Source organism: Stenotrophomonas sp. 86156_Sma, assembly GCF_056481625.1.
The window spans coordinates 4,875,584-4,895,882 of the sequence record NZ_CM151157.1 but is presented as its reverse complement, the minus strand read 5'-3'; the positions used below and the strand labels follow the sequence as shown (position 1 = coordinate 4,895,882).

Sequence of the window (20,299 nt, the reverse complement as noted above, 5' to 3'; positions counted from 1 at the left end):
CATGCTTGCCCGTCTTCCGAGCGTGCTGCTGTGCGCGCTGATGTTCGTTGCCGCACCGCAGGTGCAGGCGGCCGACCCCGCCATCGATGCGATCACCCACGCGGTGGCGCGGCCGGACGTGCTGCGCGGCCAGTTCAGCCAGGAAAAGCAGGTCAGCGGCTTCAAGAACCCGTTGCGCTCGCAGGGCCGGTTCGTGGTCGCGCGCCAGCACGGCGTGATCTGGTCCACGCTCAAGCCGTTCCCCTCCGAGGTGGTGGTCACCGCCGACCGCATCCTCAGCCGCCAGCGCGATGGCAGCACCCGCGTCGAACTCGATGCACGGCAGCAACCGGCGATGCGTTCGGTGAACGCGATCATGTTCGCGCTGATGAGTGGCGACGTGCAGGCGCTGTCCAGCCAGTTCAACGTGGCGGCCAGCCGTGAAGGGCAGGGCTGGCGACTGCGCCTGACGCCGAAGTCGGCGATGCTGGCCAAGGCGTTCCAGTCGCTGACCCTGCATGGTGACCGCTACGTGCGCCAGGTCGAGATCGTCGAGGCCAACAAGGACCGCACGCAGATCCAGTTCAGCGCGTTGAGCGAGACGCCGGCCACGCTCAATGCCGACGAGGCCCGCCGCTTTGAGTGAGACCGCGGCATCGAACGCACCGGACCGGTTGCGGCGCTGGTGGCACTGGCTGGGCATCGCCTGGCTGCTGCTGCTGCTGGTAATGGGCGCGCAGCAGTGGCGCCTGTGGAGCCAGCAATCGCGGATCGACACCGACATCCTCGCCCTGCTGCCGCAGGATGCACACGACCGCCTGTTGAGCGATGTCACCCGGCGCATTGCCGATGGCAGTTCGCGGCAGGTGGTGGTGCTGCTGGGCAGCAAGGACGGCGCCGCCGCCAAGCGTGCGCAGGCGGCTTTTGCCGCGGCCATGGCCAAGGACGCCGATCACGCCCTGCTGGTACCCAGCGGCTCGATCGAAGGCTGGTTCGATGAGGCGCGCGCGTTCTACGCGCCGTACCGTGACCGCCTGCTGACACCGGCCCAGCGCGAGCAGCTGCAGGGCAGCGAACCGGCCGCGTTGGCCGAGCAGGCGTTGGCCGCGCTGTACGGCCCGATGGGCGCGCCGCGCCTGACCGACTGGCGGCAAGATCCGCTGTCGCTGTGGCCGCAATGGTGGCAGCAGCAGGCGCAGGGGTCGGGGTTGCGGCTGGGCGATGACGGCCTGCTTGAAGCCGAGGGCAGGCACTGGGCCGTGCTGCAGTTCGACACGCCGGGTTCGGCGTTCCAGCTCGACGGCGAGCGCCATCTCGATGGCCTGCTGGAACGCGCCGGGCAGGCCGCCAAGGCAGCGGCGCCGGAGCTGGAAATCCTGCATGCCGGCGTGCCACTGCACGCCGAAGCGGCCGCGGTGCAGGCCAACCAGGAGATCAACACCATCGGTTGGGGGTCGCTGGCGGCGGTGCTGCTGCTGGTGTGGCTGGCATTCCGCTCGCTGCGGCCGATCCTGCTGGTGGCTGCCTCGCTGCTGATCGGCTGTGGCGTGGCGCTGGCAGTGACCGTGCTGGTGTTTGGCAAGGTGCACGTGCTGACTCTGGTGTTTGGTGCGTCGCTGGTGGGCGTGGCCGAGGACTACGGCATTCACTGGTTCGCCTCGCGCCAGGCCGAGCCGGCCGATCGTCGCTGGAAACTGCTGCGGCATCTGCTGCCTGGCCTGTGGCTGGCCCTGCTGACCAGTGCGCTGGCCTACCTGGCATTGGGCCTGGCCCCGTTCCCGGGCCTGCGCCAGATGGCGCTGTTTTCTGTGGTGGGTCTGGCTGCCGCCTTCCTCACGGTGATCTTCTGGTTCCCGTGGCTGGATGGTGGCGAGATCCGCCAGACCCGCTTCTCGCAGTGGCTGGGCAACACGCTGGAGCGTTTCCCGCGCCTGCATGGCTGCCGCGCGGTGACGATGTTCGTGGTGATCACGCTGGCACTGTCTGCCATCGGCATCGCGCGCCTGCAGAGCAACGACGACCTGCGCAGCCTGCAGTCGTCGCCGCCGGCATTGATGGCGCAGCAGATCCGCCTGAGCCAGTTGCTGGGCATGCCCAGCCCGGCGCAGTTCTACCTGGTGCAGGGTGCCGATGCCGCGCAGCTGCTGCAGCGCGAAGAAGCGCTGACCGAACGCCTGCGTGTATTGGCCAACGACAAGCGCATTGGTGGCTATCGCGCGATCAGCGATTGGCTGCCGTCGCCGTCGCGCCAGCAGGCCGATGCCGCGCTGACCGCGAGGGTGGAACCCGGCGTGCTGTCGGCCGTGTCCGAGGCCGTGGGCGAGCCGCTGCAGCGACCGCAGTTCGCGGCCGCACCACTCAGCGCCGAAGCCTTCCTGGCCTCGCCGGCCTCGCAGCCGTTCCGTCACCTGTGGGTGGGTGAGGTCGGTGGGCAGATGATCAGCGTGGTGATGGTCGATGACCTGTCGCGCGCCGATGCGCTGGCCACCCTGCAGGGTGCGGCCGAAGGCCTGCCGGGCGTGCGCTGGGTGGACCGTACTGCCGACTTCTCCACGCTGCTGGGCCACTACCGCAAGCTGATGGGTGGGCTGCTGCTGGTCGGCATCGCGCTGGTGTTCGGCGCGCTGTGGCTGCGCTACCGCCGCCAGGCCTGGCGCGTGTTCGCGCCGACTCTGATTGCCGGTGCCTTGACCCTGGGCCTGCTGGGTCTGTTCGGCCAACCGCTGCAGCTGTTCAACGTACTGGCACTGATGCTGCTGCTGGGCATGGGCATCGACTACGGCATCTTCCTGATCGAGCACCGTGGCGATGCCAGCGCCTGGCTGGCAGTGTGCGTGGGCGCGGCCAGCACCTGGCTGTCGTTCGGCCTGCTGGGCCTGTCGCAGACCCCGGCGCTGCGCGCGTTCGGCCTGACCCTGCTGTTCGGCATCGGCCTGGTCTGGCTGATCTCGCCGCTGTTCCGGCCGCCGCCACATGACCTGCCGCCAGCTTGAACCTGTCTTCCGACTTCCTTCTTTCCACCTGATCGAGCAACAAGGACGCACCGATGAATACTGCTGTGGATGCTGTCGAACGTACTGAAATCCTGATCATCGGTGCGGGCCCGGCCGGCTCGGTGGCCGCGGCGATGCTGCGCCAGCAGGGCCGCCAGGTGCTGATGCTGGAGCGCCAGCAGTTCCCGCGCTTCTCGATCGGTGAAAGCCTGCTGCCGCAGAGCATGGAGTACATCGAGGCTGCCGGCCTGTTGCAGGACGTGGTCGAAGCGGGCTTCCAGCACAAGAACGGCGCCGCCTTCGTGCATGGCGAGGCGCGCACCGCGTTCGACTTCAGGAAGAAGTTCTCGCCGGGTTGGGGCACGACCTACCAGGTGCAGCGCGCCGACTTCGACAACGTGCTGGCGCGCGGCGCGGAGCGCATGGGCACCACGCTGCGCTTCGGCGATGAAGTGCTTGCGGTCGAGCCGGGCGAGCAGCCGGTGGTGACCGTGCGCCGCCCGGACGGCAGCGAGTACCGCATCGAGGCCGATTTCATCCTTGACGCATCAGGCTTCGCGCGCCTTCTGCCGCGCCTGCTGCAGCTCGAGTCGCCATCCAACTTCCCGGTGCGCGGCGCGATCTTCTGCCACGTGCGCGACAACATTCCGGCCGAAGCGGACTTCGATCGCAACAAGATCCTGATCACCACCCATCCCGAGCACATCGACGTCTGGTACTGGACGATCCCGTTCTCCAACGGCTGCTGCTCGCTGGGTGTGGTCGCCGAGCCGTCGTTCTTCGAACGCTACGAAGGCGACGACCTGCAGAAGCTGCAGGCCATCGTCGGCGAGGACCCCAACCTGACCCGGCTGCTGGCCAACGCCGAATGGGCGGTGCTGCCGGTGCGCCGCATCACCGGTTACTCGGCCAATGTCAGCTCGTTGTGGGGCCCGGGCTACGCCCTGCTGGGCAATGCCGGCGAGTTCCTTGACCCGGTGTTCTCCTCCGGCGTCACCATCGCCTTCAAGTCCGCGCAGCTGGCCAGCGAATGCCTGGCGCGCCGCTATGCCGGCGAAACCGTCGACTGGGAAGCTGAATTCTCGATCCCGCTGCGTGCCGGCGTGAAGACCTTCCGCCGCTTCGTTGAAAGCTGGTACGAGGGCGGCTTCCAGAAGATCATCTACCACCCGCAGCAGCAGCCCGAAGTACGCGACATGATCAGTTCCATCCTGGCCGGCTACGCCTGGGACACCAACAACCCGTATGTGGCCGACGAAAGCGGCCGCCGCATGCGCGTGCTGGAGCAGCTGTGCAGCGCCTGATCGCCCGTACCGCGGCCGTGCTGCTGTGCCTGCTGCTGGCCGCCTGTGCCGGCCGCATGCCCAAGCCATTGGTGGAGCTGCCGCCGCTGCGCCTGTCACCGGCCAGCCTGCCGGCGCCGCTGGCATTGCAGCAGCAGCTGCATTTCCGTTTCGGTACGCATGAGCGCGACCTGGATGCTCTGCTGGAAGCCGATGCGCAGCAGGTGCAGCTGGCGGTGCAGGCGATGGGCCAGACCGGCGTGCGCCTGCAGTGGGACGGCCAGCAGCTGACCCAGCAGCGCGCGCCGTGGCTGCCGCCGCAGGTACGTGCCGAGCGTGTGCTGGATGACCTGCAGTTCGCGCTGTGGCCGACCGCGGCCATTGCCGCCGCGTTGCCGGCCGGTTGGCAGGTGAGCGATGACGGCCGGCAGCGCAGCCTGTCGCGCGACGGCACGGTGTGGCTGCAGCTGCAGCGCCTGGACGATGGCAGCGTGCAGTTGGACAACCGCGCCGAAGGCTACGCCCTGCGCATCGAATCGATCGACATGGCCGGGCAGGACCGATGAGTGCACCGATCTACCTGAACGACCTGGGCGTGGTCTGTGCGCTCGGCGATGGCCGCGCCGCGGTCGCGTCGGCGATGTTCGCCGATGTGCCGGGCGGGCTCAGCGACAACGACAGCCTGCTGCCGGGGCGTACCCTGGCGCTGGGAGAGGTGCGCACGCCGCTGCCGGCGCTGGAGGACCTGCCGGTGGCCCTGCGCGGGCGCAACAACGCCCTGCTGGACGTGGCACTGGCGCAGATCGCACCAGCGGTGGCCGCCGCGATCGCCCGCCATGGTGCCGAGCGTGTGGCGGTGGTGCTGGGCACCAGCACCTCGGGCATTGGTGAATCCGAGCAGGCCCTGCGCAGCCACGCCGAACAGGGCCGGTGGCCGCAGGGCTTCGATTACGCCCAGCAGGAAATGGGCACCGCCGCGCAGTTCGTGCGCCAGCGCAGTGGTGCACACGGGCCGGCATGGACCCTGTCCACCGCCTGCTCGTCCAGCGCCAAGGCGCTGATGTCGGCCGCGCGCATGCTGCGCGCCGGCATCGTCGATGCAGTGATTGCCGGCGGTGCCGATTCGCTGTGCCGCTTCACCGTGGCCGGCTTCAGCGCGTTGGAATCGGTGTCGGCCCTGCGCTGCAATCCGTTCTCGCAGCACCGGGCCGGCATCAACATCGGCGAGGGCGCCGCGCTGTTCCTGCTTACCCGCGAGCCGGGTCCGGTGTGCCTGGCCGGGTGGGGCGAATCGGCCGATGCCCATCACATGTCCGCCCCCGATCCGCAGGGGATGGGGGCCATCGACGCCCTGCAGCAGGCGCTGCTGCGCGCCGGCTGGGGCGCCGACGAAGTGGATTACGTGAACCTGCATGGCACCGCCACCGGGCACAACGATGCGATGGAAAGCCTGGCGGTCTCGCAGGTGCTGGGCAACGGCGTGCCGGCCAGTTCGACCAAGCCGCTGACCGGCCATACGCTGGGTGCCTCGGGCGCGATCGAGGCGGCGCTGTGCTGGATCCTGCTGGCCGAGAACCCACAGCAGCAGCTGCCGCCGCACTGGTGGGACGGCGTGCCCGACCCCGCACTGCCGGTGCTGCCGCTGGTCGCGCCGGGCTCCTGCCTGGCGCAGGCGCCGCGGCGGGTGCTGAGCAATTCGTTCGCCTTCGGCGGCAGCAATGCCGTGCTGGCACTGGAGCGTCGATGAACACGCTGTACGCGATCGAGGACGTGGTGCCGCACCGCCAGGACATGTGCCTGCTGGAGCGCATCACGCAGTGGGACCAGGACACCCTCGAGGCTGAACTGGTGGTGCCCGAATCCGGCCTGTTCGTGGAGAACGGCGAAGTGCCGGCGTGGGTCGGCATCGAATACATGGCGCAGGCCATCGCGGCCTGGGCCGGCTGCCGCGCGCGTGCGGCCGGCAAGCCGCCGCAGCTGGGCTTCCTGCTCGGCAGCCGCCGCTACAGCAGCGCGCGCAGCAGCTTCCCCAGCGGTTCGCGGCTGCGCGTACAGGCGCGCTGCGAGCTGTTGGGTGACAATGGATTGGGGATGTTCGCCTGCCGCATCCTGGCGGGCGAGGACGAATGGGCGACAGCCAACGTGTCGGTGTTCGAACCGGCCGACGCGATGGCCTATCTGGAGAGTGGACAGGCATGACAGGGAATCGAAGCGTGCTGGTGACCGGCGCCAGCCGGGGTATCGGCCGGGCCATCGCGCTGCGCATCGCGCGCGACGGCTTCGACGTGGTGGTGCATTGCCGCAGCCGCGTGGAAGAGGCACAGGCCGTGATGGCCGAGATCCAGGCCTTGGGCCAGCAGGCCCGCGTGCTGGCGTTCGACGTAGCCGACCGCGAGGCCGCACGCGCCGCGCTGGAGGCCGATGTCGAAGCGCACGGCGCGTACTACGGCGTGGTCTGCAATGCCGGTATTGCCCGTGATGGCGCCTTCCCGGCACTGTCGGCGGAGGATTGGGACCAGGTCATCCACACCAACCTGGATGGCTTCTACAACGTGCTGCATCCGCTGATCATGCCGATGGTGCGGCGGCGCAAGCCGGGCCGCATCGTCACCCTGTCGTCGGTGTCCGGGCTGGCCGGCAACCGCGGCCAGGTCAACTACAGTGCCGCCAAGGCCGGCATCATCGGTGCCACCAAGGCGCTGGCACTGGAACTGGCCAGCCGCCGGATCACCGTCAACTGCGTGGCCCCGGGCCTGATCGGGACCGAAATGCTCAACGATGAAGTGATCGAACACGCGCTCAAGCTGATTCCCGCCGGCCGCGTCGGTCATCCCGACGAAGTGGCGGCCACGGTGGCGTTCCTGCTGTCCGAGCCGGCCGGCTACATCACCCGCCAGGTGATCTCGGTGAACGGAGGCATGCTCTGATGGCTGCCGATCGTCGCGTGGTGGTCACCGGTGCGGCCGCCATCAGTCCGCTCGGCCACGACTGGCCCACCATCGAAGCGCACCTGCGCAGCTGCCGCAATGCCGTGCGCACGATGCCCGAATGGGATGTCTACGCTGGCCTGAACACCAAGCTGGCCGCGCCGGCGCAGGACTTCGAGCTGCCGCCGAACTACAACCGCAAGACCACCCGCTCGATGGGCAAGGTCGCAATCATGTCGGTGCGCGCCACCGAGGTGGCACTGCGCGAGGCTGGCCTGCACGAGCACCCGGTGCTGCGCAGTGGCCGCACCGGCGTGGCCTACGGCTCGTCCTCGGGCAGCCACGAGGCCACCGGTGAATTCGGCCGCATGCTCAACGAATTCACCACCGACGGCATCAGTGCCACCACCTACCTGAAGATGATGAGCCACACCGCGCCGGTCAACATCGGTGTGTTCTTTGGTTTGTCCGGGCGCGTCTACACCACCTCCAGTGCCTGCACCTCGGGCAGCCAGGGCGTGGGCGCGGCCTACGAAGCGATCCGCAGCGGCAAGCAGACGGTGATGGTGGCCGGCGGTGCAGAGCAGCTCGATGCCACTGCCGCGGCGGTGTTCGACACCCTGTTCGCCACCAGCGTGCGCAATGATGCGCCGCAGACCACGCCGCGCCCGTTCGATGCCGGCCGTGATGGCCTGGTGCTGGGCGAGGGTGCCTGCACGCTGATCCTGGAAGACCTGGAGCACGCGCAGGCACGTGGCGCCACCATCCTTGCCGAGGTGGTCGGCTACGGCACCAACAGCGATGGCCAGCACGTCACCCAGCCCAGTGCCGACACCATGGCCCAGGCCATGCGCCTGGCGCTGGAGGATGCCGGCCTGGACGCGGCACAGATCGACTACGTCAACGCCCACGGCACCGCCACCGATCACGGCGACATCGCCGAGACCCAGGCCACCGCGCAGGTGTTCGGCAGCCGCATGCCGATCAGCTCGCTGAAGAGCTACGTCGGCCACATGCTGGGTGCCTGCGGTGCGTTCGAGGCCTGGATGAGCATCGAGATGATGCGCGCCGGCTGGTTCGCGCCCACCCTGAACCTGGCCGAGGTCGATCCACGCTGTGGCCAGCTCGACTTCATCACCGGCCAAGGCCGCGAACTGCAGGCCGAGTACGTGATGAGCAACAACTTCGCCTTCGGCGGCATCAACACCTCGCTGGTGTTCCGCCGCTGGCGCGAGTGATCCACCGCCCCACCGCCGCTGTTCCCGCAACCTACCCGCACCCTCGACAAGGAGATGTTCCGATGCGCCGCACCCTGATGATCGCCACGGCCACCGCACTGCTGGCCCTGGCCTCCACCGCTTCTGCCCGCGATACCCGCGTGGAGCAGTCCCTGCAGGAACTGGTCAGTTCGCAGGCTGCCAAGGACGCCGGCATCGACGGCAGCGTCCGCTTCTACCTGGCCGGCCAGCCGGTCAGCGTGCAGCAGCGCCTGGGCGAAGACGTGACCAACAAGAAGACCAACGCCGCCAACAAGAGCGATGCCGAGGCCTGCCGCTGGGTCGCGCTGTCGGCGCTGCGCGCGCTGCAGGACGGTGCCAAGTCGCGCGGCGCCAACGCCGTGGTCGACATCGTCAGCTACTACAAGAAGAACGAGTTCAAGAGCAGCACCAACTACGAATGCTATGCCGGTGCGATCCTCGCCGGTGTCGCGCTGAAGGGCACCTACGCCAAGGTCAAGTAAGCGCCCGTGTGGCGGCGGCGTTGGCTGAACGCCGCCGCCACATTGCTGAATCCCGCCGGGGAAACGCCGCCGATCACGCCGCCATCGTCGGCTGACGGCTTTCCCCGGTGTCGGCTTTCCGACACAATCATGGCTCTTCCCGGGTTATCGTCCCGCGGACATGCACGCCTACGTCTATAAAAGCCAACTCAAGCCGGATACCTACGTCTACGTTCCCCGTCGCGATGATTTCAGCGCGCTGCCTGCGCCGCTGCTCACCTCGCTGGGGACGCTCGCCTTCGTCCTGGACGTGGCGCTGGATGCCCAGCGCCGCCTGGCCCAGGCCGATCCGGACAAGGTCCGCAGCGAAATGAGCGAGCGCGGGTTCTACCTGCAGGTGCCGCCATCGGTGGCCAGCCTGATGCCGCGCCACTATGACTGACACGTCCCGTCCGCGCGCCCTGTCGATCGCCTTCGCCGTGGGTGCCGTACTGGCGCTGGGCGCCGCCGTGGGCGGCGTTCCGGGCGCCATCCTTGCGGCACTGGCGCAGCCGGCGTTCGCGCTGGGTGTGTCGTGGTGGCGTCGCAGCCGAGCGCTGCTGCCGCTGAAGATCGTCGCGCGCCAGGACCTGCCGGCGCTGCTGGCGTTGTGGACGGCAGCGCCGCTGTTGCTGGCGCTGCTGCTGGCCTGGCCGCTGGCGGCGCTGCGCGACAGCGGCAGCCTGGCTGCGGTGCTGGGCCTGAGCGTGCTGGTCAGTGCCGGCCTGCTGGCGGCCTGGCGCACCTGGCCGCTGTGGAACGATGTCGAACGCCTGGATGGCAATCTCGCCCAGCATTGGCAGGCGCTGGCCGGACGCGACCTGACCGCCTGGCGCGGTCTCGGTGTCGCCGCGCTGGTGATCGCGCTGGCCGCGCTGGTGGTGCTGCCGGCCTGGCCGGGCCTGTTGCCGGAAGGCGCGCGCTGGCCCGCCACGCTGGCAGTGCTGGTGCTGTCGCCGCTGCTGCACCTGTTGTTGCAACGGGTGGCACCGGCGCCGTTGGTGTCACTGCGTGCGAGCCCGTTGGCCACCGCCAGCAACGAGCACGAACCGATGTTCGCCGCCGCAGTCGAAACCACGCCGCTGGAGGCGATGGCGCCGCAGGAACTGACTCCGGCGCTGTATGAAGCCGCCCGCCATGGCCGCATCGACCGGGGCCTGCAGTTGCTGCAGGCCGGTGCCGATCCGTATGCGCTGCCGGACCCGAACTGGCGCGACCAGCGCAGCCTGGCGGTGCTGGCGGCGGTGCTGCCGGACCTGCGCCTGCTGCGCGAACTGATCGCCCGCGGCGTCGATGTGAATGCGCCGCACCGGGGCATGACCCCGCTGCTGGCCGCCACCCGCGACAGCTGGCACGGCCGCCCCGAAGCGGTGATGACCCTGCTCGCCAACGGTGCCGATTCGCGTGCCATCGACAGCGATGGCAACACCCCGCTGCACCATGCGGCGCGCAGTTCCGACCCGGGCGTGGCCGCGCTGCTGCGCGATGCCGCCGCCGAAGTCGACGCGCTGAACAACGAGGGCTGGTCGCCGCTGGCCGTGGCCTGCCAGGTCGGCAACTGGCGCCTGGCCCGCTTCCTGCTCGAACGCGGTGCGCGCAGCGAACCGGCCGAAGGCACCCCGGTGTTGCTGGCCGCGGCCGCCACCGAAGACGACGATCCGGCCGGCGTGCAGCTGCTGCTCAAGCACAAGGCGCGGGCTGACGCGCGTGATCGCCAGCGCCGCAGCGCGCTGCATGAGGCCGCACTGGCTGGCCACGTCGAGATCATCGGCGTGCTGCTGGGTGCCGGTGCCAATCTGGAAGCGCGCGATGCGCTGGGCCGTACGCCGTGGCTGGAAGCGGCCCGTGCCGGTCGCGCTGCCGTGGTCGAGCATCTGCTGCCGCACAAGCCGGATCTGGTTGCGGTGGACGGCGAAGGCCGCAATGCGGTGCAGCTGGCGGCGATGGCCGAGGATGTCTCGCCATTGCTGATCAAGCGTCTGGTCGAGCTGGGCATCGCCGCCGACGCCACCGATCCGGTTGGCCGCCGTGCGGTGGACTACGCCGCCGAAGCCGGTCGCTGGGCGATTGTGGCCCTGCTGGACCCGTCCTATCCGTTGCCGGCCGCCGTCAGTGATGGCCTGGCCGAGCGCGGCGAAGCCGCCAGCGCCAGTGGCCTGCTGCCGGACCGTCCGCCGCTGACCCTGCTGCGCGAAGCGCTGGGCTTCGGCAACACCGATGGCATGGCCGCGCTGGCCAAGCTGTGCCAGCCGGAAGAACTGGGTGGCCTGCTGCTCGATCCGGAACTGGCACTGGAGCCGCGTGCGGTCGATTGGCTGCTGGGCCACGGCGCCGATCCCTACGTGCGTGACGCCTGCTCCGACACGCCTATGTTCGCGCTGCTGTCGCGCGGCATCGATGCGGTGCCGGCGCTGCAGGTCATGCTGCAGCGCGGCCTGTCGCCGGCCGGACGCGGTGGCCTGGCGCGCTTCCTTGCCGCCTGCGCACAGCACGATCAGGCCGCCCGCGGCCTGGAGCAGCTGGCGCTGGAACTGCTGGAACGTGGTGCCGATCCGTTCGCGGCCTCGCCGGCGGGTGACCCGCCGTTGTCGCTGGCAGTGCGCCTGGGCTGGCTGCGCCTGCAGCAGGCCCTGCTCAAGGCCGGTGTCGATCGTGAAGCGCGTGACAGCCATGGCATGACCGCATTGCATCTGGCCACCGCATTGGCCCGCGAAGGCGCGCTGAAGCTGCTGGTGCAGCACGGTGCCTCGCCGGAAGCACGTGCCGCCGACGGCCAGACGCCGCTGGGCGTGGCGCTGTCGATCGGTCGCCGTGACCTGGCCGACTGGCTCGACTGGCGGGTGTGGCCGTTGCCGCGCCGCACCCTGCGCGAGGCCGATCTGCCGGCCGCTGCGATGGCCGGTGACGTCGATGCGGTGCGCCGCCTGATCGATCTGGGATTTGCCGTCGACGCAGTCGACGCACAGGGCTGCACCGCGCTGCTGCGTGCGGCCGGTGGTGGCCATCTGGCAGTAACCGACCTGCTGCTGGCACGCGGCGCCGATCCGCAGCACGCCGCTGCCAGTGGTGCGACGCCGCTGTCGGCGGCGGTCAGCATGCGCCAGGTGGACATCGTTTCGGCCCTGCTCGACGCCGGTGCCAAGCTGGAACACCGCCTGCCGGGCGGCGTGACCGTGCTGATGCTGGCCTCGGCGCTGGGCCTGCCGGACATCGTCGCGCGCCTGCTCACCGCCGGTGCCGACGTGCATGCCGGTGACGCGCAGCAGCTGGGCCCGCTGCACTGTGCCGCGCTGTACGGTTTCAGTGCCCGCGACCGCTCGCGCCTGCTGGCCCTGCTCGACACCCTGCTGCTGGCCGGTGCCGAACCGGACCAGGCCGCCGCCGGTTCGGTCACGCCGCTGCTGCTGCTGCTGGGTGCGCGTGCCGAGCCGGGTACCGCCTGCGACGAACAGGTGGTGATGGCCGCGGTGGAGCGCCTGCTGGACGAGGACGTGAGCCTGGACGTGCGTGATCCGCGCGGCTTCGGCCCGCTGCATCTGGCCGCCCTGCATGGCCTGCCGTTGCTGGTGCAGCGCCTGCTGCGCGCCGGTGCCGATCCGGAAGTGCGCGACAGCCTCAACCGCAGCCCGCGCGAGATCGCGGTGATGCGCGGCTTCATCGACGTGGCCGGCGAGTTCGAACCGCGCGTGCCGGGCGTTTCGTCGATGGCGCGGTTCCTGCGCGACAACGGCTGATCCCTGGAAATGGTGCCGGCCAGCGGCCGGCACTACCGCAATCTGTGGTGGGTGCCGACCGTTGGTCGGCACGCCTACTTGTCGTCGCTCTCCGCGTCGGCCTCGAACAGGTGCATCAGGTCGTTGCGTGCATCGCGCGAGGTCTGGATCACCGCGGCCTCGTCGTCGTAGACCAGGTACTGGTCGCGCAGCAGCTGCTCGTCGTGCTCACGGAAGCGCTGCACGTGGCGTTCGGCCACTTCAGGTGCAACACCCAATGCAGTCAGCACGCGCCCGCTCATTTCCAGGCTGGTGCCGAACACTTCGCGGAACGGTTCGGCCGACATGTCCATCAGGCGCCACGCGTGCTGGCGGTTGCGTGCGCGCGCCAGCACCTTCGCGTCCGGATACAGCCGGCGCACCATGCGCACCGCACGCAGGTTGGTCTCCGGGTCGTCCACGGTGATCACGAACACATCGATGTGCTCGCCGCCGGCCGCGCGCAGCATCTCCGGCCGGGTCGGGTCGCCGTAGTACAGCTGGTTGCCGAAGCGGCGCAGGTCGGCCACGGTGTCCGGGTTCGCCTCCAGCGCCACGAACGGCACCTTCTGCGCGGTCAGCAGGCGCGCGATCACCTGGCCGAAGCGGCCCATGCCGGCGATCAGCACCTTGGGCCGGTTGTCCGGCGCCACCTTGTCGGCCTCGGCTGCCTCGCGCGGCGTTGCCTTCTCCTGGCCGAGCAGCTTGAGCAGCGCGATCATCAGCAGTGGCGTGATCGCCATCGACAGGCCGACGATCGCCACCAGGCGGTCATGGTTGGCGTTGCCCAGCAGGTGCGCGCGCTGCGCTTCGTTGAACACCACGAAGGCGAACTCGCCGCCCAGCCACAGCACGCTGCCCAGTAGCAGCGAGTGCCGTGAACTGAGCTTTGCGATGCGCCCGATCACGTACAGCAGGCTGAATTTGACCACCAGCAGGATCGCCACGCCGGCGGCGATCAGCCACGGCTCGGCAACGATGCGGTCGAGGTCGATGCCCATGCCCACCGCAATGAAGAACAGGCCCAGCAGCAGCCCCTTGAACGGCTCGATCTGCGCTTCCAGTTCGTGCCGGAACTCCGAATCGGACAGCAGCACGCCGGCCAGGAACGCGCCCAGGCTGGGGCTGAGGCCGGCCTCCTGCATGAACCAGGCGGTGCCCAGCACCACCAGCAGTGCGGTCGCGGTGAATACTTCCGGGCTGCGGGTACGCGCGATGATGCCGAACACCTTGCGCAGCACCGGTCGCCCGCACAGGATCACCACCGCCAGCGCGCCGAGGGCAACGGCGGCGTCTTCCCAGCGCAGGGTCTCGTTCTTTACCCCGCCCAGCAGCGGGATGGCCGCCAGCAGCGGAATCGCGATCAGGTCCTGGAACAGCAGGATGGCGAACCCGAGCCGGCCATGGTCGCTGTTGATCGCCTTGTGTTCTGACAGCAGCTGCAGGCCGACCGCGGTGGATGACAGCGCCAGCGCCACGCCCACCACCAGTGCGCTCTTCCATTGGAAATGGTCGAGCAGCAGCAGGCCGCCCAGCACCAGCCCGGACAGCGCCACCTGTGCCGCACCGGCACCAAACACCGAGCGCCGCATCACCTTCAGGCGTGCCGGCGACAGCTCCAGCCCGATCACGAACAGCAGCATCACCACACCGATTTCGGCGGCGCCGAGGATGCGGTCGGCATCCTGCACGAAGCCCAGCCCGTCCGGGCCCAGCACTACGCCGGCCGCCAGATAGCCCAGCACCGCACCGAAGCCGAATTTCTTGAACACCGGCACGGCGATGACCGCCGCCAGCAGCAGCACCAGGGCCAGTTCCAGACCACCGCTATGCATGGGAGTACTTGGTCATCGGGGAAGCCCGCGGTGTGTCCGTTCGGGTGGGGGAAGGGGGAGGCGAGTGCCACCGCGTCATTATGCGCGCCGGCCTGTGTATGCACGAGAACAACCTGCCGGGCAGGCGCCCTGCGCAAGGCTGCCGGGTTGACCTGCATGGCCCACGGGTCCAGACTGCCCGCCGCTGGCGGCGCGTCCTCCAGCACACGCATCCCGGAGTCCCCAACCCATGTCCAGCGACAGTAGAAGTCGACCTCGTTCGACGCCAGCGATGGCCACCGCCTGACATCGGGACGGTTTGCCTGCGTTGGCGTTGCGCGAGGTCGCACCCCCACAAGGCAAAACCGATGAACCAGAAGCAATTGCTGCGCTCGGTGGCCGATGCCGCCGCACTGGCCGCACCGCTGGCGAACTACAACACCGCCGACGCGGTGGAATTCCTCAATACGCTGGAACTGACCCGCGCCGCGGAAACGCTGGCGGCGCTGCCGTTGCCGCGTGCAGTGAAGATGCTCGAAGCGCCGGAGCTGCACCGCAGTGGCGAACTGGTGGCCGCGCTGCCGCCGGCGCGGGCTGCGGCGCTGCTGGGCCTGATGGCCGATGACCGCGCCACCGACATCGTCCACGAGCTGGATGAGGAAGAACGCGCGCGGCTGATCCCGCTGCTGGGCACCGACGCCCGCCAGGCCATCCAGAAGCTGCTCAGCTACCCACCGAACACTGCCGGTGCGCTGATGACCACCGAGTACGTGGCGGTGCCTGCCAGCTGGACGGTGGCGCAGACCCTGCAGCACATCCGCCAGGTCGAGCGCACCCGCGAGACGGTGTACGCGATCTACGTGCTGGACCCAGCCAGCCAGCAGCTGCAGCAGGTAGTGACCATGCGCCGGCTGATCACCGGCCTGCCCGAGGAATCGATCCTGGATGTGGCCCAGGTCAATCCGCCGGTGACCGTGGATGCGCTGATGGACCAGGAGGAAGTGGCGCGGCTGATCCGCCGCCACGACCTGCTGGCGATCCCGGTGGTCGACGACCAGCAGCAGATGCTTGGCATCGTCACCGTGGACGACGTGCTCGATGCGCTGATCGAGGAATCCACCGAAGACGCGCACAAGTTCGGCGGCATGGAAGCGCTGGACAAGCCGTACATGCAGATCGGCTTCTTCGAGATGCTGCGCAAACGCGCCGGCTGGCTGAGCGTGCTGTTCCTGGGTGAGATGCTGACCGCGAGCGCGATGCAGCACTACGAGGATGAACTGGCGCGCGCCGTGGTGCTGACCCTGTTCATTCCGCTGATCATGAGTTCGGGCGGCAACTCCGGCTCGCAGGCCACCTCGCTGCTGATCCGCAGCCTGGCACTGCGCGAACTGCGCCTGCGTGACTGGTGGAAGGTGGCCCTGCGCGAAGTGCCCACCGGCATGGTGCTGGGCGCGATCCTTGGCTGCCTGGCCATCGTGCGTATCGTTATCTGGCAGCTGGGCGGCCTGCACGACTACGGCGAGCACTGGATCCTGCTGGCGATCACCATCGGCGCCGCTCTGGTCGGCATCGTCACCTTCGGCTCGCTGTCCGGCTCGATGCTGCCCTTCATCCTGAAACGGCTCGGCTTCGACCCGGCCAGCGCTTCGGCGCCGTTCGTGGCCACCCTGGTGGACGTGACCGGCCTGGTGATCTACTTCAGCATCGCCGCGATGATCCTGCACGGCACGCTGCTGTAGGCCGGAACCACCGTGCTCCGGCAGGTGCCGACCTTGGTCGGCATGCAGAACAAAAAGGGGACGGAGGGGATTAAGTCGTTCAAGGCACATGAGGCACAAACGACTTAATCCCCTCCGTCCCCTTTTTTGGGTACCGTAGGCGCATGAGTACCTACCACCTGCAGTCCGTGTTCCGTCCGCAGTCGGTCGCGGTGATCGGCGGCAGTCCGCGTGAGCGTTCGGCCGGGCGCGCGGTGATGCGCAACCTGCGTGGCACTGGCTTCCCCGGCAAGGTGGCCTGGATCAACCCGCGGCATGCCGAGATCGATGGCATCCGCACGATCAAGCGGTTGAAGGATCTGGACTGGGTACCGGACCTGGTCGTCATCACCGCACCGGCGGCGATCGTGCCGCAGGTAGTGCGTACCGCCGCCGAACGCGGCGTGCAGGCCGCGATCATCCTCACCGCGCACTTGGGCGAAGGCCCGGGCTCGTTGTCGGAACAGGTGGAAACGGTGGCGCGCAAGCACGGCCTGCGCATCCTTGGCCCGCACTGCCTGGGCGTGATCGCACCGCATGCGCGGCTCAATGCCAGCATCGCCGCGCACTTCCCGCAGGCCGGTGACCTCGCGCTGATCTCCGAATCCTCGGCGATTGCGGCGGCGCTGGTGGAATGGGGTGTGGCGCGCTCGGTCGGCTTCTCCGCCGTGGTCTCGCTGGGCGACACGATGGACGTCGACTTCGGCGACCTGCTCGACTACTTCGCCACCGACTACCGTACCCGCGCCATCCTGCTCTACGTCGAGCAGATCAAGGATGCGCGCAAGTTCATGTCGGCCGCGCGTGCCGCCGCGCGTGCCAAGCCGGTGGTGGTGGTGAAGTCCGGCCGTGCCGAGCGCGTGCAGCCGGGCAGCCGCGATACCCATGTGCAGGCCCTGGCCCGCGCCGATGATGTGTACGGTGCTGCCTTCAACCGCGCCGGCCTGCTGCGCGTGGGGGCGCTGGACGAGCTGTTCACCGCCGCCGAATCGCTGGGTCGGTTGGGGACGTTCCCCGGTCGCCGCCTGGCCATCCTCAGCAACGGTGGTGGCGTGGGTCGCCTTGCGGTGGACCAGCTGATCGCATTGCGTGGCACGCTGGCCAACCTGTCCGACAGCACCATCGAGAAACTCGACGCGGTGCTGCCGCAGGGCTGGTCGCGCAGCAATCCGGTGGACATCGTGGTTGACGCTGATGGTGACCGCTATGCCGCAGCCATCGAAGCGCTGCTGGCCGACAACGAGAATGACGCGGTGATGGTGGTGAACGTGCCGACCGCGTTCACCTCATCGGCGGACGCCGCGCAAGCGCTCACCCGCACGCTGGGCCTGCGCCCGCGCCATCACCGCGACAAGCCGGTATTCGCGGTGTGGCTGGGCAACGATGACCAGGCAACCGCCACGCTCAACGCGGCGCGGGTGCCGACCTATCCGACCGAGGCGGAGGCAGTACGTGGCTTCCAGCACCTGGTGCGCTACCGCGAAGCGCAGAACGCGTTGATGGAAACGCCGCCCAGCCTGCCGCAGGATTTCAGTGTCGACACGGCCGCCGCGCGCGCACTGGTCGATGCCGCCCTGGCCAACGGCCAGCAGTGGCTGGACCCGCTGGCCACCCATGAACTGCTCAAGGCCTATGGCATTCCCTCCGCACCTGTGATGCATGCGCGCGATGCGCACGAGGCGATGGACCTGGCGCAGCCGCTGCTGGAGCGCGGTGCCACGGTCGCACTGAAGGTTCTCTCGCCGGATATTCCGCACAAGTCGGAAGTGGATGGCGTGCGCCTCAACCTGTCCACGCTGCCTGCGGTGCAGAGCGCGGCCAACGCGATCCTGTCGCGCGCACGCCAGCTGCGGCCGGATGCACGCATCGATGGCCTGCTGGTACAGCCGACCATCGTCCGCCCGAAGGCGCGCGAACTGATCGTCGGCATCGCCGATGACGCGACGTTCGGCCCGGTGATCGTGGTCGGTCGCGGCGGCACTGCCGTCGAAGTGATCAACGACAAGGCACTGGCGCTGCCGCCGCTGGACCTGCGCCTGGCCCATGAGTTGATCGGCCAGACCCGCGCCTCGCGCATCCTCAAGGCTTACGGTGACGTGCCGGCGGCTGACGAGCGCGCACTGGCGCTGGCGCTGGTGAAGCTGGCACAACTGGCTGCCGATATCCCCGAGGTGCGCACGCTGGACATCAACCCGCTGCTGGTCGACGGCAAGGGCATCCTCGCCCTCGACGCCCGCGTGGCGGTGGCGCCGTCGCGCATCCTGCACAAGGGCCGCGGCCATCCGCGTTTCTCGGTGTTCCCGTACCCGAAGGAGTGGGAGCGCACCATCGAGCTGTCCGATGGCGGCCGTGCCTTCGTGCGCCCGGTGCGGCCGGAGGACGACGCACTGTTCCGTGCGTTCTTCGCCCGCGTCAGTGACGAGGATCTGCGCCTGCGTTTCTTCCAGTCGGTGAAGCACTTCAGCCACGAGTTCATCGCGCGCCTGACCCAGCTCGATTACGCGCGCTCGATCGCGCTGGTGGCGATCGAACCGCGCAGCGGCGAAATGCTGGGCGCGGTACGCCTGCACGCCGATGCCGATTACCACCGTGGCGAGTACGGCATCCTGATCCGTTCGGACCTGAAGGGCCACGGCATCGGCTGGCGGTTGATGGCGATCATGATCGAGTACGCCAAGTGGCTGGGCCTGGACGTGGTCGAAGGCCAGGTGCTGCGCGAGAACAGCACCATGCTGGCGATGTGCCAGAGCCTGGGCTTCAAGACCAAGCTGGACCCGGATGACCCGACGGTGATGATGGTGACCCTGCCGGTGCAGCAGGTCGAGGTGCCGGCACCGGACTTGTAGAGTCGAGATCCTATGTTCGTGGTCAAGCCTGCTGGAAGCAGGCTTGACCCACCTTCAGCATGGCCGGATCGAAGTCCCGGCCGCTTTTGAAGACACCCCAGGCGATCCTGGCCAGCTTTCTGGCCAGGATGTTGAAGACGGCGGTGCTGGGGTGACCGCGTTTTGACAGCTCGTCGTAGAGCGGTTGCCCCCGACGACACCGCTTGAGCCCCATGGCGGCCATGTAGAGCATCTGGCGCAGCACTGGCGCGCCCTGTTTGGACAGCCGACGCCGTCCCGTTCTGCCGCCAGACTCGTTGGGCCGGGGATCCAGGCCCGTGTAGGCGATCCACGCGTTGGCGTTGGCCAACGGCCAGCGCGTCATGTAGTAGATCAGGTGAGCGGCGACAGCGGGGCCGATACCAGGGATGGTCAACAGGCGCTTGTAGAGCGTGCCATGCTCTCCATCGCGACCCAAGCGCTGCAGTTCGCTTTCCAGCTCGGACAGCGTCCCAGCCAGAGCGCAGAACAGATCTGACAGCTCCCCGGGGGCACTTTTGCTTACCCCGAAGGATTGCTCCAGCCGCGCGCGTGTCTTTACCAGCGTCTGCCGCTTGCGCAGCAAATCGTGCATCTGCTGCTGCTCATCGGTACGCGGTACGTATTCACGCAGGCGATCGTTCTCCTTCTTCACGTATCGGGCGATCGCTTCGGCGTCCATGGCGTCCGTCTTGCCACGCGAGCCCGTCGCCCGGCCGTAGTGCTTGATCAGACGTGGATTGATCACATAGACAACGTGGCCTGCCTGGCCAGCCATCCGAGCCAACAACTCGTAGTACCGCCCCGTCGCCTCCATGCCAATCCGGCATCGCTGGGGCAAGGTGTTGAGCCACTGGGCTATGCCGGCCCGGGTGTTGGCGATCCTGTCGCCGGCCTTGCGGTCGGCCACTGCCGGTACGAACTCCTTGGAGTCCACGTCCACGCCAATATCGAGAGAATCAGACATTTGTACGGCTCCCAGCTATCTTTAAGGGGCTGGGGTGGTACCGCACCGACGTTAGCTTGCCTACATCGACGATCCCCTTTGGGGGCCGTACGATCCTTTATCGACGTTCGTGTGCGGGATGGGGATCGCTCGACTCGTCTGTCGGCTAGTATCCGCAGATGCATGCTTGACGGTCCCTCCACCCTGGCTCCTACATACCGCGTA

General features: G+C 68.6%; 15 protein-coding genes. 13 read left to right on the top strand and 2 right to left on the bottom strand.

What is annotated here, in order from left to right; translation table 11 throughout:
* The first annotated feature begins 1 nt into the window (after position 1).
* The 11 genes from ACZK33_RS22645 (at position 2) to ACZK33_RS22595 (ending at position 12,675) form a co-directional block, all read left to right on the top strand.
* Positions 2-625: a LolA family protein gene (locus ACZK33_RS22645; RefSeq protein WP_423174598.1), complete on the top strand. Its 624-nt coding sequence runs from the start codon at positions 2-4 to the stop codon at positions 623-625.
* Complete coding sequence (locus ACZK33_RS22640; protein WP_423174548.1) at positions 597-2,972, top strand: MMPL family transporter; 2,376 nt, start codon at positions 597-599, stop codon at positions 2,970-2,972. The genes ACZK33_RS22645 and ACZK33_RS22640 overlap by 29 nt, the downstream gene beginning before the upstream one ends.
* 53 nt (positions 2,973-3,025) lie before the next feature.
* A complete protein-coding gene (locus ACZK33_RS22635; RefSeq protein ID WP_423174547.1) occupies positions 3,026-4,276 on the top strand; it encodes an NAD(P)/FAD-dependent oxidoreductase in 1,251 nt (416 codons plus the stop codon).
* Positions 4,264-4,821 (top strand): DUF3261 domain-containing protein, encoded by a 558-nt coding sequence (locus ACZK33_RS22630; protein ID WP_107433485.1) that lies wholly within the window; start codon positions 4,264-4,266, stop codon positions 4,819-4,821. The genes ACZK33_RS22635 and ACZK33_RS22630 overlap by 13 nt, the downstream gene beginning before the upstream one ends.
* On the top strand, positions 4,818-6,002 hold the full coding sequence (locus tag ACZK33_RS22625; RefSeq protein WP_423174546.1) for a beta-ketoacyl-ACP synthase: 1,185 nt from the start codon (positions 4,818-4,820) through the stop codon (positions 6,000-6,002). The genes ACZK33_RS22630 and ACZK33_RS22625 overlap by 4 nt, the downstream gene beginning before the upstream one ends.
* A complete protein-coding gene (locus tag ACZK33_RS22620) occupies positions 5,999-6,454 on the top strand; it encodes a hotdog family protein (RefSeq protein ID WP_032129169.1) in 456 nt (151 codons plus the stop codon). Before ACZK33_RS22625 ends, ACZK33_RS22620 begins: the two co-directional genes overlap by 4 nt.
* A complete protein-coding gene (locus tag ACZK33_RS22615) occupies positions 6,451-7,182 on the top strand; it encodes a 3-ketoacyl-ACP reductase FabG2 (RefSeq protein ID WP_423174545.1) in 732 nt (243 codons plus the stop codon). Before ACZK33_RS22620 ends, ACZK33_RS22615 begins: the two co-directional genes overlap by 4 nt.
* A complete protein-coding gene (locus ACZK33_RS22610) occupies positions 7,182-8,420 on the top strand; it encodes a beta-ketoacyl-ACP synthase (RefSeq protein ID WP_032129167.1) in 1,239 nt (412 codons plus the stop codon). Before ACZK33_RS22615 ends, ACZK33_RS22610 begins: the two co-directional genes overlap by 1 nt.
* A gap of 62 nt (positions 8,421-8,482) precedes the next feature.
* A complete protein-coding gene (locus ACZK33_RS22605; RefSeq protein WP_010482305.1) occupies positions 8,483-8,923 on the top strand; it encodes a hypothetical protein in 441 nt (146 codons plus the stop codon).
* A 160-nt stretch (positions 8,924-9,083) separates the two neighbouring features.
* Positions 9,084-9,344 carry a YcgL domain-containing protein gene (locus ACZK33_RS22600; protein WP_107431495.1) on the top strand — a complete coding sequence of 87 codons (261 nt, stop codon included), beginning with the start codon at positions 9,084-9,086 and terminating at the stop codon, positions 9,342-9,344.
* Positions 9,337-12,675: an ankyrin repeat domain-containing protein gene (locus ACZK33_RS22595; protein ID WP_423174544.1), complete on the top strand. Its 3,339-nt coding sequence runs from the start codon at positions 9,337-9,339 to the stop codon at positions 12,673-12,675. Before ACZK33_RS22600 ends, ACZK33_RS22595 begins: the two co-directional genes overlap by 8 nt.
* Positions 12,676-12,749: 74 nt before the next feature.
* Here ACZK33_RS22595 and ACZK33_RS22590 read toward each other — a convergent pair whose 3' ends face one another.
* The gene (locus ACZK33_RS22590; RefSeq protein WP_423174543.1) at positions 12,750-14,528 is read right to left on the bottom strand and encodes a monovalent cation:proton antiporter-2 (CPA2) family protein; all 1,779 of its coding nucleotides are present in this window, start codon (positions 14,526-14,528) and stop codon (positions 12,750-12,752) included.
* Positions 14,529-14,875: 347 nt separating this feature from the next.
* On the opposite strand from ACZK33_RS22590, the gene mgtE reads away from it, so the two are divergent.
* On the top strand, positions 14,876-16,246 hold the full coding sequence (mgtE, locus tag ACZK33_RS22585) for a magnesium transporter (protein ID WP_423174542.1): 1,371 nt from the start codon (positions 14,876-14,878) through the stop codon (positions 16,244-16,246).
* A 143-nt stretch (positions 16,247-16,389) separates the two neighbouring features.
* Entirely contained in the window at positions 16,390-19,110 is a 2,721-nt protein-coding gene (locus ACZK33_RS22580) for a bifunctional acetate--CoA ligase family protein/GNAT family N-acetyltransferase (protein WP_423174541.1), read from the top strand.
* A 22-nt stretch (positions 19,111-19,132) separates the two neighbouring features.
* Here the strand turns inward: ACZK33_RS22580 and ACZK33_RS22575 are convergent, their stop codons facing one another.
* Positions 19,133-20,038, bottom strand: a complete 906-nt coding sequence (locus ACZK33_RS22575; protein WP_478453914.1) for an IS110 family transposase — start codon at positions 20,036-20,038, stop codon at positions 19,133-19,135.
* Positions 20,039-20,299: the final 261 nt, after the last annotated feature.